Source organism: Frankia sp. Mgl5, from assembly GCF_023242985.1.
In the GTDB taxonomy this organism is placed as follows: Bacteria; Actinomycetota; Actinomycetes; order Frankiales; family Frankiaceae; genus Parafrankia; species Parafrankia soli.
The window spans coordinates 21487-38339 of sequence record NZ_JALKFY010000608.1 but is presented as its reverse complement, the minus strand read 5'-3'; the positions used below and the strand labels follow the sequence as shown (position 1 = coordinate 38339).

Below are 16853 nucleotides of genomic sequence, written 5' to 3'. Positions count from 1 at the left end.
GGTCGCGGTGATGCACGACAATGACGGTGTGACGGTCTGGGACACCCTGGTCGGACAGGACGCGGTGGTCGCCACCCTGACCGCCGCGGCCACGGCGGCGGCGCTGGTCACCGAGGGTGGGTCTCTGGCCGCCGCCCGGGCGGGGATGACCCACTCCTGGCTGTTCACCGGCCCGGCCGGCTCGGGCCTCGCCGACGCGGCCCGGGCCTTCGCCGCCGGCCTGCTCTGCGAGAACATCCCGCCAGGCTGCGGGCAGTGCCCGGGCTGCCACACCGTCCTCTCCGACACCGCGGCCGACCTTCGCACGGTCCGCCCGGAGGGTCTCTCGATCGGAGTGCGGGACGTCCGTGCCCTGATCAGGGACGCCGCCAGCGCCCCCAGCGCGGGCCGATGGCGCATCCTGCTGATTGAGGACGCGGACCGCTTCACCGACTCGGCGGCGAACGCGCTGCTCAAGGCGCTGGAGGAGCCAGCCGAGCGAGCCGTGTTCCTGCTGTGCGCCCCATCCGTCGACGACGTGCTGCCCACCATCCGCTCCCGGTGCCGGTCGGTCGCCCTGCGGCTGCCGAACCCGAAGGACGTGGCCGACGTCCTCATCCGGGAGGGCACAGCCGAGGATCTCGCCGCCGTGCTGGCGCAGGCGTCCCAGGGGCATGTCGGGCAGGCCCGCAGGCTGGCCACCGACCCGCAGGCCCGCGCACGGCGGGAGTCGGTGCTGCGCCTGCCCTCCCGGCTGCGGCGGGTCGGCGACTGCCTGGCCGCGGCCGCCGACCTGGTGGACGCCGCGAACGCCGACGCGCAGGCCGCGAACGCCGAGCGCGACGAGGTCGAGACCGAGGCGCTGAAGACGGCGCTGGGCGTCGGCGCGACGTCCTCCGGTACCAGGTCGACGTCCACGCGGGGTGCCAAGGCGGGGGCCAAGCCGAGGTCTCTCCAGGTCCGCGGTGCTGCCGGGGCGCTCAAGGAGCTGGAGCGGACCCAGAAGAGCCGCGGGCGGCGCACTGTTCTCGACTCCCTCGACCGGGCCCTGGTGGATCTTGCCGGGCTGTACCGGGACGTACTGGTCCAGCAGCTGCGGGGGCAGGTCACCCCGGTGCACCCCGACCAGGCCGACGCCGTCGCCCAGCTGGCCGCCGCGGCCACCCCGGAGCAGACGTTGCGCCGGTGGGAGGCCGTCCTGGCGACACGGCAGGCGCTGGCGGACAACCCGGGTCTTGTGCCGCAGCTGGCTGCCGAGTCTCTTGCCCTCACGCTGCGCGACGCATAAGAACCTGTTCGACGGCAGGCTCCACCGGAGGAGAGGACGGGCATGCGGGTTGCGGCGGTCGGCGACCTCCATGTCGTTCCCGGATCCGCGTTCCGGCTCCGGCCGCTCTACCAGCGGGCGGCGATCGTCGCCGACGTCCTGCTGCTGGCCGGTGATCTGACCAACGACGGCGAGCTGGACTCCGCGGCGGAGCTGTGCACGGTTGTCCGCGGGCTCGACCTGCCGGTCGTGGCGGTGCTGGGAAACCACGACCACGACGCCGGCGAGGGCCCGCGGGTCGCCGCGATGCTCGGTGACGCCAGCGCGATCGTGCTCGACGGCACCGCGGCGACGATCGGGACGGCGGCCGGCCCGGTCGGGGTCGCGGGCGTGACGGGGTTCGCCGACAACCACCTAGCCGACGGCGGGCCCGGCGGCCGGACGCCCGAGGACGCCGCGGCCGACGCCTTTCACCTGCGCGACGCGCTCGCCTCGCTCGACACCGACGTCCGCATCGCCCTCACCCACTACGCGCCCGTGCGGGAGACGCTGACGGGCGAGGCGCCGGGGCTGCACCGGTTCCTCGGCAGCTCCCTGCTCGGCGCCGCCATCGACGGTTCACGCGCGGCGGGAGCCGGGCGCGGCACCGGTCCCGGGCGCGGGGCGACCGCGGCGCGCAGGTCGGGCATGGCGGGCACGGGAGCCACCGCGGGCACGCTCGACCCGCCGGGGCCGGCGTCGGTCCTTCCCTCGGACGGCCCCGCTCCGGCGCCAGCCGACGGCTCCTGGCACGACAGCGTGATCCCGGGCTGCGTGATCCCGGGCTGCGTGACCCCGGGCTGCGGCGCGGGCGCCCCCGACGCGCCCGCCACCGCGCTCGCCGTCCACGGCCACGCCCACCACGGCCAGGAGACGGGGCGCACCCCGGGCGGTACGCCGGTGCGCAACGTCGCCCGCCCGGTCATCGTGGCCCCGTTCGCCGTCTACCAGGTCCCGGGCGGCGCCCGCATCGGATAACACCGGCCGGCCCCGGGGCGCGCCGACCGAACCGTCTCCATCCGGAACGGAGCCGTCGCACCCCGCATCGGGCGAGATGGGCGAACCGGGAGCCTCGCCGCCGCCCCCGTCGTAGTCTTCCGTGGACCGGACATCCGAGGGCGGAAGGTGGCGGGACGTCGCATGCCGATGATGTGCGCGGTGTCCTTCTCCCGCAGGGGCCGGCTCTACTACGCCGATCCGGGCCCGTACAGCCCGCGGGTCGGTGACCGGGTCCTGGTGCCCACCGACGAGGGGCCCGAGGTCGCCACCTGCGTGTGGGCGCCGCAATGGGTCAGCGAGGACGTCGGCGGCCTGCCGGTCCTGGCCGGCCTCGCGGACGAGGACGACCTGCGCCGCGACGACGCCGCCCGCCGGCGCCGCGCCCAGGCCAGGGTCGCCGCCCGCCGGCTCGTCCGGGAGCACGGCCTGCCGATGAAGGTGGTCGGCGTCGACGTTGTTCCCGACAGCAACGCCTTCACTGTCTACTTCACCGCCGAGAACCGGGTCGACTTCCGTGCCCTCGTGCGTGATCTCAACCGGACGCTTTCCGCCCGTGTACAGCTGCGGCAGCTCTCGGCCCGCGACAGCGCGAAACTCCAGGGCGGGATCGGCTCCTGCGGGCGGGACCTCTGCTGCTCCACCTTCCTCACCGACTTCGAGCCGGTGAGCGTGCGGATGGCCAAGGACCAGAACCTCTCGCTGAACCCGATGCGCATCAGTGGGGCGTGCGGCCGGCTGATGTGCTGCCTGCGCTACGAGCATCCCCTCTACGAGGAGTTCACCGCCGCCGTCCCCGCGGTGGGCGCACGCGCGTCCACACCGGACGGGGACGGCCGGGTCGTCGCGCACGACGTGCCGCGCCAGCAGGTGACGGTCGCCCTCGACGGCGGGGGCCGGCACGCCTGCTCCCGCGCGGACGTCTGCGGCTCACGCAAGGCCTACGAGGCCACCCATGCCGCCGGACCGGCACGTCCGGCCGGCACCGCGGACCCGACCGGCACGGCAGTCCCAACCGGCACGGCAGCCCCGGCCGGCACGGCAGGGCCAGCCGACATGGCAGGGCCAGCCACCACGGCGGAACCAACTGGGACCGCGGAACCAGCCGGGCCGGCGGGGACGGCGGGGACGGCGGGCCCGGCGCCGGACGGCGGCGAGGACGGCTCCCCCGACACGGCCGGCGGGCGGTCCCACCGCCGCCGTTCCCGGCGGCGCACGGAGCACTGAGGGCGTACGCGGCACAGGCCGCCCGAACTTCGGGACGGCAGCTCGCGGCAAACAGACAGCGCGATATGACCGCGCGCCGGCGCGGCCGGCGGCATCGACATGGGGGGAACCATGCAACGGCGGGTGTGGCTGGTACGCCACGGCGAGAGCACGGCGAACGCGGGACAGCCGTCGGCCGATCCGCACGGGATCGGGCTCACCGACCTCGGAGTGCGCCAGGCTGACGCGGTCGCCGGGATGATTCCCCACGGCCCGTCCCTGATCGTGGTCTCCTGGTACCTACGCGCCCGGCTGACCGCGGAACCGACCGCGCGCAGGTTCCCGGCCACCCCGCTGGAGGTCTGGGACGTCCAGGAGTTCACCTACCTGGGCAGTCTCCACGGCCAGAAACTGACCGACCTCGAACGGGCGCCGTTCGCGCGGCAGTACTGGCACCAGGCGAACCCGTACTCGGTGGACCGGCCCGAGCTGGGCTGTGAGTCGTTCGCCGGGCTGATGGACCGGGCCGACCGGCTCCTCGCCCGGCTGCACCAGGCGCCCCCGGGACTTGTCGTGGTCTTCACCCACGGCATGTTCATCCGCGCGGTGGACTGGTGCCTACGGGCACGCGCCGGCACGGCCGAACGGCTCGACATGGGCGGCTACCGGGAACACCACCGGCGCCGGCCCGTGCCAAACGGATCGATCATCGAGCTCCAGGAGGGTGACCGGGAGCTACGCGAGGCGACGGAGCCGGATCTCAGGGATCGAACCGGTAGCCCATCCCCCGGAGCGTGGTGACCAGGCGGCGCTGCGGCGGTCTTCCCTCGACCTTGGTGCGCACCCGCCGGACGTGCTCGGTCACGGTCGCCGGGTCCTGGAAGCGGGTGCCCCAGACCTGTTCAAGCAGTTCCTCGCGGCTGAACACCCGGCGTGGATGTCGGGCGAGGAAGGCCAGCAGCTCGTACTCACGGGCGGTGAGATCCACCCGCTCACCCGCGACGGCCACCTCCCGCGCGCGCAGGTCGATCGAGACGTCGCCGTAGATGAGGGGCTCGTTGCCGTCCCCCGTGCGCTGCGGCGGCGCCTCGACGGGCCGGCGGCGCAGCCGCGCACGCACCCGGGCGACCAGCTCGCGCAACGAGTACGGCTTGACCACGTAGTCGTCGGCACCGAGCTCAAGGCCGACGACGCGGTCCACCTCCTCAGCACGTCCAGTAAGCATGATCACCGGAACCTCGCTGGTCTGGCGCAGCCGGCTGAGGACGGCGAAACCGTCCATCCGCGGCATGGCCACGTCCAGCACAACGAGATCTATCTCGGTGGTCTGGAACAGTCGCAGCGCTGCCTCGCCGTCCGCGGCCTCGAGCACCCGGTACCCAAATCGCTCAAGGCTGCGTGCCAGCGCGATTCGCGATGCCTCGTCGTCTTCGGCGACAAGCAGCGACGCTCCGCGCGTCGTGCCTGGCGCACCTTCCCCGGCCCCGGTCATGGTGCGAAACCCTACGCAACCTCTCCGGAGCCACTGCGACCGGGGGTGCCTTTTCGACACCTTCGGCCGACGCGCGGGGGTTCGAGCATTCAAATCCGTAACAGAAAGCCTTGCAAGACATGCGATCAGTGCGCGTCCCGATCATTCCGTATCCCGCGGACAACCGAACGTCGACAGGATGTGGCGGGGTGCGCAGACGGGCAGAGCGGTGACTTCCCGCCGACGGACGCCCCAGCACACACCGAGCCACCGAACTGGACCGCATCCGGACCCGGGACGCACCGGATCGAGCCCGTCACCCGCCGGCAGCCCGGCCACCCCGGCCCAGAGGGTGGCGCGCGCGAGCCACGTCAGGGCCCGGACCACGGACGGGCGCCGATCGCCACATCGCCTTCATCTGGCATACTCGTCCGGGCAGGACGGCGCCGGAGCCCACCGGCTCGCAGCCGCCTGGCCGATGCCGGAGTAGCTCAGTGGCAGAGCAATCGCCTCGTAAGCGATAGGTCGCGGGTTCAATCCCCGCCTCCGGCTCAGACTCTCTTCCCAGCCAGCGCCGTTCACCGTAGTGGCGGCCTGGCCAACCCCCTCGCACCTGTCTCAGGGCATGCCACAGCGGCCGGTGGGGGCAATCCCACCGGCCGCCCGGGACGGCCGTGCTCGATGCCGGAGCGTGGCCGTCGCCGTGGTTGTCAGGCCGTGCGTGCGTGCGCGGTGCCGTCCTCGTCCGCGCCGTGCTCGACGCCCTCGGAGTCCTTGAGCCGGGTGATCGAGGCGAGGATCTCCTTCTCGGCGGCCCCCCGGTCCACCCAGGAGGCGCCCTCGACGGACTTCCCGGGCTCGAGGTCCTTGTAGACCTCGAAGAAGTGCTGGATCTCCAGCCGGTCGAACTCCGGCAGGTGACGGATGTCACGCAGATGCTCCTGCCGGACGTCCGCCACCGGGACGCAGAGGACCTTGTCGTCCGGGCCCTTCTCGTCCGTCATCCGGAACATGCCGATCGTGCGGCACCGCACCAGGCAGCCCGGGAAAGTCGGCTCCTCCAGCAGAACCAGCGCGTCGAGCGGATCACCGTCCCGACCGAGCGTGCCCTCGATGAATCCGTAGTCGGACGGATAGTGGGTGGACGTGAACAGCATCCGGTCCAGCCGGATGCGCCCGGTGTGGTGATCCATCTCGTACTTGTTGCGCTGCCCCTTGGGGATCTCGATGGTCACGTCGAACTCGAGGTCCACGCCGTTCCCTGTCTCCTTCGGTCCGTCCGGCACCGAAGGCCGGCTCTGTGTCTGATGGACGCCGTGTCCGGCGTCCATGGGTCGTCCGTGTCGCGATGCGCCGCTACCCGCGTGGCGCGTCACTCGATCGCGGTAGTCAAGCCGAGCCCCGGACCCGCGGTTCGTGCGGGTCCACTGTGCCCTGTGCGTGGTGACGCGCTGTGGCGGGGTGCGGCCACCGGGCCGCGGTGCCACCGCACGGCGCCGCCACTCGCACGATCGCACGGCCACGCCCCGCGAGGCGCGCCGCGCAGTCGGCTCCGAGCGCCCCCGGGCGACATCCATCGTGCCTGTCACACCCCGCGGCGCACACCATGGTGTGGTCTTCTTCGTACCCGATCCACATGATTGCCGAAGCGGTTCCACCCCGACCGGAGACCGAGCCACCCCCGCGTGGGGTGTTCCCGCTCGCCGGAAACCCACGCGGCCAGCACGGTCGCGGGCTCCGGACGGCCGGGAGGCACACCGCGTTCTCCCGTTGCCGGGGCGAGGCCGTCCACCTTACGAAAGCCGGGACGTGACCGGCAGGGCGCCACCCGCGCGACACCGACCTGCGTAACCTTCCCGGGTGACCACAGTGCCGCTGGGCGCGCGGGCCGGTGGCCTCACGGCACTGGCCGGAGCGCTGCTCGCCGGATCGCTCTCGTCCGGTCCGGCGGCGCCTCCGGGCGGCGCGTCACCGGCCCCGCCGGGTGTACGCGCCGAGGCGTCCGCGCTGCCGGGGCTGGACCCGGACGCGCCGAAGGCCGACCCGGACGCGGTGGCCGCGCGGCTGCTCGGGCCGCTCTCCGACCCCGTGCTGGGTGGCCCGGCCACGCTGGTGGTCGACGCGCTGACCGGGCAGGTGCTCCTCGCGAACCGCCCCACCGAGCCGACCGCTCCCGCGTCCACGGTCAAGATCGCCACGGCGACCGCGGCGCTCACCGCGCTCGATCCGGACACCCGCCTGCGCACCCGCGTGGTCTACCTCCCACCGGCCAGCGCGCCACCCGCGGCGACCGCGGGGTCACCTGCGGCGACCACCGGGTCGGCGGCTGCGCCCGGGCGGGCGCCCCTGGCCCCAGGCGGCACGCTCTGGCTGGTCGGCGCGGGCGATCCGACCCTGACCGCGGCGACCGGGGCGGCCGGGTACCCGCCGGCGGCCCGGTTGAGCGACCTCGCCGAGCAGGTCCGCAAGGCCGGCATCACCGCTGTCGGCGCGGTGGTCGGCGACGGGACGGCCTACGAGGGCCCGGGGATGGCACCCGGCTGGCGCGACGGCTACGTGACCGACGGGAACGTGACCCCGGTGTCCGCGCTGTCGGTCGACGCGGGGCGTGCCACACCCGGCGCCGCCGGGCCGCGCAGCCTGACCCCGGACGCCGCCGCGGCGGCCGCGTTCCGCACGGCCCTCACCGCGGCCGGGGTGTCCGTCGGCTCGGTCTCGACGGGCCGGGCGGACGCGGCGGCCCGCGAGGTCGGGTCCGTGCAGAGCCCGCCGATCCCGGTCCTGGTCGAGCGGATGCTCACCGACTCCGACAACGACCTGGCGGAAAGCCTGGGACGTCAGGTCGCGATCGCCCGGAGGCTTCCGGCGAGCTTCGACGGGGCCACCCGGGGCGTGCTCGGCGCCCTTCGCGACGCGGGCATCCCGACCGACGGCGCCTCGCTGCGCGACACCAGCGGACTTTCGATCGACAACCGGATCGCCCCGGCGACGCTCGTCGCGGCGCTGCGGACGGCCGCCCTGCCGGGTCATCCGGCCCTGCGGACGGTCCTGTCCGGGCTACCGGTCGCGGGCTTCACCGGCACGCTCGGCGACCGGTACGGCCCCGGTGACACCTCGCCGGGGGCCGGCGTCGTCCGGGCGAAGACCGGCAGCCTGCGCATCGTGACCAGCCTCGCCGGCATGGTTACCGACAGTGACGGACGGCTGTTGCTGTTCGGGCTGTTCGCCCCGGTCGAGGAGCAGGGCCTGACCAAGATGGCGCTGGACCGGGTCGCGGCGGCCCTCGCCTCCTGCGGATGTCCGCCGGCCGGCGCCGGGCCGCCATCAGCCGGGCCACCGGCGCCGCCGGGCGGCTAGGTAATCGGACAACCTAGGTAATCGGACAACAAGGAACACCACAGCCCCGCCAACCTCAACGGCAGGCGCCGCGGACGACTCCCCGGGCCCGACTGGCGTCGTCCGATCGGGCGGGCGAAGCGGCCGGAAGCCCGGTACGCTCCTATTCGTGGACGCTGAGCTGGTGGACTGGGAACTCGCCGTAACGACGGCGAAGAAGCTCGTCCGACCAGGGCCGCAGCGAAGCCGGGCGGAGGCGGACGAGATCGTCTCGGAGCTCCGGCGCCTGGCTGTCATCGCCGAGGGCCATGTGCAGGACTACACCCAGCTCGTCCCCGCCGGGCCACCGACCCCGATCGCGGTCGTCGACCGGCCGGAGTGGGTTCGTTCCAATGTCGCCGGGCTGCGCGTGGCCACCACGCCCCTGATCGAGAAGCTCTCCGACCAGAGCCGCGGCCGGCTCGCCGCCGCGGTGGGCCGGCGGGTCACCGGTGTCCAGGTCGGGTCCGCGCTCGCCTACCTCGCGGGCAAGGTTCTCGGCCAGTTCGAGGTCTTCCTCCCGCCGGAGGAGTACGAGGCGGGCGGCGCCGCGAGCGCCCCGTCCCTGGCGAAGCCCGGCGCTCCGACCCCGGTGGGGCGGCTCAGCCTCGTCGCGCCGAACATCGCCCACGCCGAGGAGACCCTGCGGGTGGTCCCGCGCGACTTCCGGCTCTGGGTCTGCCTGCACGAGCAGACGCACCGCAGCCAGTTCACCGCCGTCCCGTGGCTGCGCGAGCACCTCGAGTCCGAGATCGCGGCGTTCATCGGCGCGACCGACCTCGATCCCGAAGTCCTCGCCGACCGGCTCCGCTCCGCCGTCACGGCGCTGCGCAGCGCCGTGCGCGACCACGGGCCGGACACGCCGAGCGTCGTGGAGGCGTTGCAGACCCCGGCGCAGCGCGCCGTCCTCGACCGCCTCCAGGCGCTGATGACCCTGCTCGAGGGGCACGCCGACCAGGTCATGGACGCGGTCGGCCCGCAGGTCGTGCCGACGGTGGCCGACATCCGCGGCAAGTTCGACAACCGGCGCTCCGGCGGCTCGCCCATCGACCGCTTCCTACGTCGCCTGCTCGGGCTGGATCTCAAGATGCAGCAGTACCGCCAGGGCGGGGCGTTCGTCCGCGCCGTGGTCGCCGAGGTCGGCGTGGAGGGCTTCAACCACGTCTGGCAGTCGCCGCGGACCCTGCCCACCCGCCCTGAGCTGACCGACCCGGGCGCGTGGATGCTCCGGGTGCTCGGCACCCGCCCGTCGATGTCCGCGTGACGGTTCGGCCCGCGTGACGGTCCGGCCGACGCACGGTCCACAGCCCGCCGCGCTCGGGCGGGGCCGGGGGATGCCCGCTCCGGCCGTCGCCGCGGTGCGGCTGGCCGTCCGCGACGCGGTGGCCGACGTCCCACCCGGCGGCCTCGTCCTCGTCGCCTGTTCGGGCGGGGCGGATTCACTCGCGCTCGCCGCCGCGCTGGCCTTCGTGGCTCCCCGCCGCGCGCTGCGGGCCGGGCTCCTGACGGTGGACCACGGATGGGACGACACCTCACGACCCCGCGCCGAGGAGGTCGCCGCGAGCGGCCAGCTGCTCGGCCTGTCCCCGGTGGAGGTGCTCGCCGCGCCGTCACCGAGATCCGAGGGCGCGGCCCGGGACTCGCGCCGCGCCGCGCTGCTCGCGGCCGGCGAGCGCCTGGGCGCGCACGCGGTGCTGCTCGGCCACACCCTCGACGACCAGGCCGAGACCGTCCTGCTGCGGCTCGCCCGCGGCTCGGGAGCACGGTCGCTGAGCGGCATGCCCGCCACGGACGGCGCCATCCGCCGCCCGCTGCTGCGGCTGCGGCGCGACCAGACCCGCCAGGCCTGCCAGTCTCTCGGCCTGGAGTTCTGGGACGACCCCACCAACGCCGACCCGGCCTTCGCCCGGGCCCGGACACGGTCGACCGTGCTGCCGGTGCTGGAGGCGGAGCTGGGGCCGGGCATCGCCGAGGCGCTGGCCCGCACCGCCGACCTGCTGCGGGCGGACGCGGACGCGCTCGAGGCACAGGCAGAGTCGGTCTACGCCGAGCTCGCCGGGAGCTCCGCGGATGCAACGGGCGCAACGGCGCCACGGGCACCGCGAACGCCGCTGGCGGCGGAGCCGGGGCCGCGGGTCGAGTTCGACGTGGCGGCCCTCGCGGGCCTGACACAGGCGTTGCGGAGCCGGGTCCTGCGCCGCGCCGCGCTGGCGGCCGGGTCGTCGGCGTCCGCGCTGCGCGCCGACCACATCTGGGCCGTCGAGGACCTGGTGACCCGCTGGCGCGGGCAGAAGCCCGTCCCGCTGCCGTCGGGGGTGCTCGCCCGCCGGACCGGTGGCAGGATCGCCCTCGTCGGCCCGGACGCACCGGTCCGTCCCGACACACCGGCCGGTGCGGGCCACCCGGGCCGTCCCGGTGTGGTCCGCGCGCCCGGTGAGCGTGGCGGACCGACGTCCCGCGCCCCGGCGTCGGGCACTCTGACGCCAGGCACCCCGGCGTCGGGCGACCGAGGACCAGGCGACCCAGCGCGCAACGAGGAGGACAGGCCGGTGAGCCAGGCCGCGACCGCGAAGCCCGACCACGACGGCACTTCGATCCCGGCCGGCGGGCCGCCCCGGGCGCATCCCGACATCGACGAGATCCTGGTCAGCCAGGATGAGATCGCCGCGAAGATCGCGGAGCTGGCGGCCCGCGTCGACGCGGACTACGCCGGTCGCGAGATCCTCCTGGTCGGCGTGCTCAAGGGCGCCGTGATGGTGATGGCGGACCTCTCCCGGGCCCTGTCGGTGCCGATCACGATGGAGTTCATGGCCGTCTCGTCGTACGGTTCGACGACGTCGTCCTCCGGTGTGGTCCGCATCCTCAAGGATCTCGACCGGTCGATCGAGGGCCGGGACGTGCTGGTCGTCGAGGACATCATCGACTCCGGGCTGACCCTCTCCTGGCTGCTGCGGAACCTGCGGTCGCGCGGGCCGGCGTCGCTGGAGGTGCTGGCGCTGTTCCGCAAGCCCGAGGCGATCACCGTGGATGTCGACGTCCGCTATGTCGGGTTCGACATCCCGAGTGCCTTCGTCGTGGGCTACGGCCTGGACTACGCCGAGCACTATCGGACCCTGCCGTTCGTAGGCACCCTCACGCCCGAGGCGATCGCCCGGCGCGCCTGACGGGCCGCGGGGCGGGGATCCGTCCCCCGGTCAGGCCCGGCCACAGCACGGGTTCCGGGAAGGTCACGGGCCGGTTCACCCGAGTCAGGCGGGGCCGGCACCGCTGATCGGCAGGTGTCCGGTAGCCCGCCGGTACGTCCCCGAGGGCCGTTACGGAACAGTGCGGCCCCCCGGTCCGTTGCTCGGATGTACGCGCGGTGAGATGCGCGTGCCGGCGGTACCCTCGGCACAAGGGAATCCCGATCGAGGGCAGCACACACGGCAGGAGGGTGGAACGCTTGTGTCCGGCGTTCCAGACAGATGACTCCAAGAAGAATCTTCCGCGGCTGGGTACCTCTGCTGCTCCTGGTCCTCTTCGTGATCATCCTCACGACGGGCGTGCTGTCCGGACCGAGTGAGTATCAGAAAGCAGACCTGAGCTTCGTACAGCAGCAGATCGACCAGAGCGCCGGAGCAAAGCCCGAGACCAGGGTCGTCGATGCGACGATCCAGGACTCCAAGCAGATCATCCGGATCGAGCTGGGGAACGGCAAGAAGTACGAGTCGTCCTTCGCCACCGAGCAGGCCCTGGTCCTCGCCAACGAGCTCAAGCAGCAGAACATCAAGTACAACGTCTCCGTCGACCGCGGGAACGTCCTCGTCTCGCTGCTACTCAACCTGCTCCCCGTGCTGTTGATCGTGTTCCTGCTGCTGTTCTTCATGAACCAGATGCAGGGCGGCGGCAACCGCGTCATGAACTTCGGCAAGTCCAAGGCGAAACTGGTCAGCAAGGACACACCCAAGACCACGTTCGCCGATGTCGCCGGCGCGGACGAGGCGATCGAGGAACTCCAGGAGATCAAGGAGTTCCTCGAGAACCCGGGCAAGTTCCAGGCGATCGGCGCCAAGATCCCCAAGGGCGTCCTGCTCTACGGGCCGCCCGGCACCGGCAAGACGCTGCTCGCCCGTGCCGTCGCGGGTGAGGCCGGCGTGCCGTTCTACTCGATCTCCGGCTCCGACTTCGTCGAGATGTTCGTCGGCGTCGGCGCGAGCCGGGTCCGCGACCTGTTCGAGCAGGCCAAGGCGAACGCGCCCGCGATCATCTTCGTGGACGAGATCGACGCCGTCGGCCGGCACCGCGGGGCGGGCCTGGGCGGTGGCCACGACGAGCGCGAGCAGACCCTCAACCAGCTCCTGGTCGAGATGGACGGGTTCGACGTGAAGGGCGGCGTCATCCTGATCGCCGCGACCAACCGGCCCGACATCCTCGACCCGGCCCTGCTGCGTCCCGGCCGGTTCGACCGCCAGATCGTGGTCGACCGCCCCGACCTGCTCGGTCGCGAGGCGATCCTGAAGGTCCACGCCAAGGGCAAGCCGATCAGCTCGGACGTCGACATGCTGATCATCGCCCGGCGCACCCCCGGCTTCACCGGCGCGGACCTGGCGAACGTGCTCAACGAGGCGGCGCTGCTCGCCGCGCGGTCGGACGTCCGGTTCATCTCGTCGGCGCTGCTCGAGGAGTCGATCGACCGGGTCATGGCCGGGCCGGAGCGCAAGACCCGCGCGATGAGCGACCGGGAGAAGAAGCGGATCGCCTACCACGAGGGCGGCCATGCCCTGGTGGCGCACGCGCTCCCCAACGCCGACCCGGTCCACAAGATCACGATCCTGCCGCGTGGCCGGGCGCTCGGGTACACGATGCAGCTCCCCCTGGAGGACAAGTACCTGTCGACCAGGTCGGAGATGCTCGACCGGCTCGCCGTCCTCCTCGGCGGGCGCACCGCGGAGGAGCTCGTCTTCCACGAGCCGACCACCGGGGCCAGCGACGACATCGAGAAGGCGACCCAGATCGCCCGCGCGATGATCACCCAGTACGGCATGAGCGACAAGCTCGGCGCGATCAAGTTCGGCAGCGAGTCCGGTGAGGTCTTCCTCGGCCGCGACATGGGCCACCAGCGCGACTACTCCGAGGAGGTCGCGAGCGAGATCGACGACGAGGTGCGCCGGCTGATCGAGGCCGCGCACGACGAGGCCTGGGAGATCCTGGTCACCTACCGGGACGTCCTCGACAACCTCGTCCTGCGGTTGATGGACACCGAGACCCTGAGCAAGGACGACGTGCTCGAGGTCTTCGCCACCGTCCAGAAGCGCCCCAGCCGTGGTTCGTACACCGGCGTGGGGCGGCGCATCCCGTCGGACCGACCGCCGGTGCAGACCCCGGCCGAGCTGGGTCTCGTCCCGTCCAAGGTCTCTGACCTGGTGAAGGGCAACGGCGGGCCGGCCGGCCATGCCACGAACGGCGGCGGCACGAACGGCGGCGGTTCGGCGAACGGCGGTGGGGTGAGCGGCGGCAACGGCACCGCGGGCCACCCCCGCCCGGCAGGCCAGGCCGACCCGGGCACCGCCGGAGGTCCCGCGGGCCTCGGGCACGGCGACCCCGCGCAGAGCGGGCCCGGGCACAGCGCCCCGAGCCCGGCCCACGGCACACCCCCGCCGGGATCCCCGCCACCGGAAGGCCCCCGGATCGCGAACCCCTGGGCACCGCCCACCTGGGACAACGATGACGACAGGAGACGCCGTTGACCTCCGATTCCGACCAGGCGCAGACCATCGTGCGACAGGCCGGTGAGCTGAACGCGGGCTCCTCCGGACTGGACCAGGGTGTCTCGCCGGGATCGGCCGCCGAGAGCAACGTCTCGGACAACGTGACCGACGCGAAGGACGCCGGCAGCGGTGCTGGCAACGGCGTCGAGGCGCGGCGGCGGCTGAAGCGGCCGGAGATGGTTCGGCCCTTCGACCACGAGCGGGTCGCCCGGGCCGTCCGTGAGTTGCTGATCGGCATCGGCGAGGACCCGGACCGCGAGGGCCTACGCAAGACCCCGGACCGCGTCGCGCGCGCCTACCAGGAAGCGGTCGAGGGCCTCGGCCGGGACCCGGCGGAGGTCCTGACCACGGTCTTCGACGAGGGCCACGACGAGATGGTGCTGGTCCGCGACATCGACTTCTCGTCGCTGTGCGAGCACCACCTCGTGGTCTTCGCCGGCAAGGCACACGTGGCCTACATCCCGAACGAGAAGGGGCAGATCACCGGCCTGTCCAAGCTGGCCCGGCTGGTCGACCTCTACGCCCGCCGGCCGCAGGTCCAGGAGCGCCTCACCTCTCAGGTCGCCGACGCGCTCGTCGACGTCCTCGACCCGCGGGGCGTCATGGTCGTCGTCGAGGCGGAGCACCTCTGCATGTCGATGCGCGGTGTCCGCAAGCCGGGGGCGACCACGGTGACCTCGGCGGTGCGCGGCCAGTTCCTGAGCCCGGCCACCCGCAGCGAGGGAATGTCGCTGATCATTCGGGGTCGCTGACCCCCGGTCCGAGCCCGGACTCGTTCCGGGCTCGGACACCCGGCTCGCAGTCGTTCCGGGCTCGGCTCGCGCCCACGGGCGGCAGGCCAGGCCCGGATGCACTCACTCTTCGAGCGACTGGATCTCCCGGGTCGCTCGGCGCAGCTGCGCCGAGAGGCTGCGCGCGATCGCGCGCACCAGCGCGTTGTAGACGTCCGGATGCTCGCGCACCAGGGTGTCGAACGCCGCGACCGAGAGCACCTCGCAGGTCATGGTCTCCGCGACGACGATCCGGGTGGAACGCCGGCCGCCGTCGACGAGTGCCAGCTCACCGAAGGCACTGCCGGCCGGAACCGAGCTGAGCCGGAACCAGCGCGTCCCGTCCGCGTTCGGCGCCTGCGCGTTCGCCAGGCCCCTGGTGACGAAGTAGAGCGCGTCCGCCGGATCTCCCTCGTCGAAGACCGTCGCGCCGCGTTCGTAGGTGCGTCGTTCGCACATCGCGCCGATGACCCGGGTGCCCTCCTTGCCGAGATCGGCGAGCAGTTCCTGCGCACCGAGCGGGACGTGCGCGGTCGGCGGGAGGGTCGCGAGGTCCTCGCGCATCAGCAGCGCCTCCTCCGCCCATTCGAGCGCGGTCTCCAGATCGGCAACGCGCTGCGTGCTCCAGTCCCCCCGCATCAGCCGGTCGACGCCCGGGAGCCCACGCGGGTCGGCGAACAGGACGTTGACGTCCCGGCTGGCCAGCTCGTCGAGCAGCACCCGCAGGAGCTCGAGGGCGGGCTCCCGGACGGCGGCCACCCGGCGCAGGTCGAGCACCACCCAGCGGACGTCGTCCAGGTGCTGGCGGACGGTGCGCACAACCCGCTCCGCGCTGGCGAACACCAGATCGCCCTGCAGCTCGTGGATGACGATCGCGGAACCCCGTACGGCGAGGACGGCCCGTTCCCGCGCGCCTCGCATCCGCTTCGAGCTCAGCGCGTCGCCACGGTGCGTGCCCCGCACCGGGTGCGGCGGTTCTCCCTGCGGGGCAAGGAGATGCAGTGCGAACCGGGAGGCCAGCCGCTCGCAGGCGCGCACGCCGCGGACGCTGTTGCCCACCTCGTCGAGCGGCGGGCTGAAGACGCCGATCCCGAGCTGCCCGGGCAGCACCGCGCACACTCCTCCGGCGACCCCGCTCTTCGCGGGCAGGCCCACCCGGAACAGCCAGGTTCCCGCCCGGTCGTACATGCCGCAGGTCGCCATGACGGTCAGCACATGGCTGACGTGCTCCTCGTTCAGGACGCGCTCGCCGGTCAGCGGGTTCACCCCGCCGCGGGCGAGGGTGCCGGCCATCACCGCGAGGTCCGCCGCGGTGACCTCGACGGCGCACTGCCGGAAGTAGACCTCGCAGATCTCGTCCACCGGCCCCCGCAGGGCCCCCGCGCCACGCATCAGGTAGCCGATCGCACGGTTTCGATCACCGGTGTCCCGCTCGGAGACGAAGACCCGCTCATTCACGGTCAGCTGCCTGCCCGCGAACGCCGACAGACCCGTCAGGACACGGTCGAAACGCTCGGCCGCGTCACCGCCGCCCACCAGGCTGGAGGTGAGCAGCGCCCCGGCGTTCACCATCGGGTTCAGCGGACGGCCGGTCTCCGGCTCGAGCGTGATCGCGTTGAAGGCGTCGCCGGTCGGCTCGACCCCGACCCTGGCCAGCACACCGTCGGTCCCGCGGTCGCGCAGGGCCAGCGCGTAAACGAACGGCTTCGACACCGACTGGATCGTGAACGGGACGTCGCTGTCGCCCGCCCGGTAGCGCAGCCCGTCCATCGTCGTGACGGCAAGGCCGAACAGGGCCGGGTCCGCGGTCGCGAGCTCGGGGATGAAGCTGGCGACCTTCCCGGACCGGTCGGTACGGAAAGCCTCATGGATGTCCGCGAGCATCCGCTCCATCGGACCGGCGTCCGGTGCTCGTAGACGGGAGTCCTTGGCTGTCCGTGCGTTCCCGCCCGCGCGCATGGATCGATGAAAACACGAACATCGTGCGGACGTGGCCGGACGAA

General features: G+C 73.1%; 12 protein-coding genes and 1 tRNA gene. 10 read left to right on the top strand and 3 right to left on the bottom strand.

Annotation, left to right across the window (positions count from 1 at the left end; all coding sequences use genetic code 11):
- The first annotated feature begins 10 nt into the window (after positions 1–10).
- The 4 genes from MXD62_RS12640 to MXD62_RS12625 all read left to right on the top strand — a co-directional run bounded on the left by MXD62_RS12640 (position 11) and on the right by MXD62_RS12625 (position 4288).
- Positions 11–1267 carry a DNA polymerase III subunit delta' gene (locus MXD62_RS12640; RefSeq protein ID WP_248829499.1) on the top strand — a complete coding sequence of 419 codons (1257 nt, stop codon included), beginning with the start codon at positions 11–13 and terminating at the stop codon, positions 1265–1267.
- A 42-nt stretch (positions 1268–1309) separates the two neighbouring features.
- Positions 1310–2263 (top strand): metallophosphoesterase, encoded by a 954-nt coding sequence (locus tag MXD62_RS12635; RefSeq protein WP_248829464.1) that lies wholly within the window; start codon positions 1310–1312, stop codon positions 2261–2263.
- A 162-nt stretch (positions 2264–2425) separates the two neighbouring features.
- The gene (ricT, locus tag MXD62_RS12630) at positions 2426–3508 is read left to right on the top strand and encodes a regulatory iron-sulfur-containing complex subunit RicT (RefSeq protein ID WP_248829463.1); all 1083 of its coding nucleotides are present in this window, start codon (positions 2426–2428) and stop codon (positions 3506–3508) included.
- 111 nt (positions 3509–3619) lie between these two features.
- Positions 3620–4288 (top strand): histidine phosphatase family protein, encoded by a 669-nt coding sequence (locus MXD62_RS12625; RefSeq protein WP_248829462.1) that lies wholly within the window; start codon positions 3620–3622, stop codon positions 4286–4288.
- On the opposite strand, the gene MXD62_RS12620 is transcribed toward MXD62_RS12625, so the two are convergent.
- Complete coding sequence (locus MXD62_RS12620) at positions 4248–4979, bottom strand: response regulator transcription factor (protein WP_012157746.1); 732 nt, start codon at positions 4977–4979, stop codon at positions 4248–4250. The two genes, MXD62_RS12625 and MXD62_RS12620, sit on opposite strands and share 41 nt — an antisense overlap.
- Positions 4980–5438: 459 nt before the next feature.
- Here MXD62_RS12620 and MXD62_RS12615 point away from each other — a divergent pair.
- Positions 5439–5510 (top strand) — tRNA-Thr (locus MXD62_RS12615).
- Positions 5511–5668: 158 nt separating this feature from the next.
- On the opposite strand, the gene MXD62_RS12610 is transcribed toward MXD62_RS12615, so the two are convergent.
- The gene (locus MXD62_RS12610; RefSeq protein WP_308301248.1) at positions 5669–6211 is read right to left on the bottom strand and encodes an inorganic diphosphatase; all 543 of its coding nucleotides are present in this window, start codon (positions 6209–6211) and stop codon (positions 5669–5671) included.
- A 616-nt stretch (positions 6212–6827) separates the two neighbouring features.
- Here MXD62_RS12610 and dacB point away from each other — a divergent pair.
- The 5 genes from dacB (at position 6828) to folE (ending at position 14832) form a co-directional block, all read left to right on the top strand.
- Complete coding sequence (gene dacB / locus MXD62_RS12605) at positions 6828–8315, top strand: D-alanyl-D-alanine carboxypeptidase/D-alanyl-D-alanine-endopeptidase (protein WP_248829497.1); 1488 nt, start codon at positions 6828–6830, stop codon at positions 8313–8315.
- Positions 8316–8463: 148 nt separating this feature from the next.
- Complete coding sequence (locus MXD62_RS12600) at positions 8464–9597, top strand: zinc-dependent metalloprotease (protein ID WP_248829461.1); 1134 nt, start codon at positions 8464–8466, stop codon at positions 9595–9597.
- 70 nt (positions 9598–9667) lie between these two features.
- Entirely contained in the window at positions 9668–11497 is a 1830-nt protein-coding gene (hpt, locus tag MXD62_RS12595) for a hypoxanthine phosphoribosyltransferase (protein ID WP_248829496.1), read from the top strand.
- 300 nt (positions 11498–11797) lie between these two features.
- On the top strand, positions 11798–14059 hold the full coding sequence (ftsH, locus tag MXD62_RS12590) for an ATP-dependent zinc metalloprotease FtsH (RefSeq protein ID WP_071060916.1): 2262 nt from the start codon (positions 11798–11800) through the stop codon (positions 14057–14059).
- Positions 14056–14832, top strand: a complete 777-nt coding sequence (folE, locus tag MXD62_RS12585; protein WP_248829460.1) for a GTP cyclohydrolase I FolE — start codon at positions 14056–14058, stop codon at positions 14830–14832. The genes ftsH and folE overlap by 4 nt, the downstream gene beginning before the upstream one ends.
- A gap of 102 nt (positions 14833–14934) precedes the next feature.
- Here the strand turns inward: folE and glsA are convergent, their stop codons facing one another.
- Positions 14935–16734 (bottom strand): glutaminase A, encoded by a 1800-nt coding sequence (gene glsA, locus MXD62_RS12580; RefSeq protein WP_248829459.1) that lies wholly within the window; start codon positions 16732–16734, stop codon positions 14935–14937.
- Positions 16735–16853 lie beyond the last annotated feature (119 nt).

Bases quoted from the DNA above. Each gene is read 5' to 3' on its own strand.
- MXD62_RS12640 (WP_248829499.1), top strand. From the start codon at position 11: ATGCACGACAATGACGGTGTGACGGTCTGGGACACCCTGGTCGGACAG.
- MXD62_RS12635 (WP_248829464.1), top strand. From the start codon at position 1,310: ATGCGGGTTGCGGCGGTCGGCGACCTCCATGTCGTTCCCGGATCCGCG.
- ricT (WP_248829463.1), top strand. From the start codon at position 2,426: ATGCCGATGATGTGCGCGGTGTCCTTCTCCCGCAGGGGCCGGCTCTAC.
- MXD62_RS12625 (WP_248829462.1), top strand. From the start codon at position 3,620: ATGCAACGGCGGGTGTGGCTGGTACGCCACGGCGAGAGCACGGCGAAC.
- MXD62_RS12620 (WP_012157746.1), bottom strand. From the start codon at position 4,979: ATGACCGGGGCCGGGGAAGGTGCGCCAGGCACGACGCGCGGAGCGTCG.
- hpt (WP_248829496.1), top strand. From the start codon at position 9,668: ATGCCCGCTCCGGCCGTCGCCGCGGTGCGGCTGGCCGTCCGCGACGCG.
- ftsH (WP_071060916.1), top strand. From the start codon at position 11,798: ATGACTCCAAGAAGAATCTTCCGCGGCTGGGTACCTCTGCTGCTCCTG.
- glsA (WP_248829459.1), bottom strand. From the start codon at position 16,734: ATGCTCGCGGACATCCATGAGGCTTTCCGTACCGACCGGTCCGGGAAG.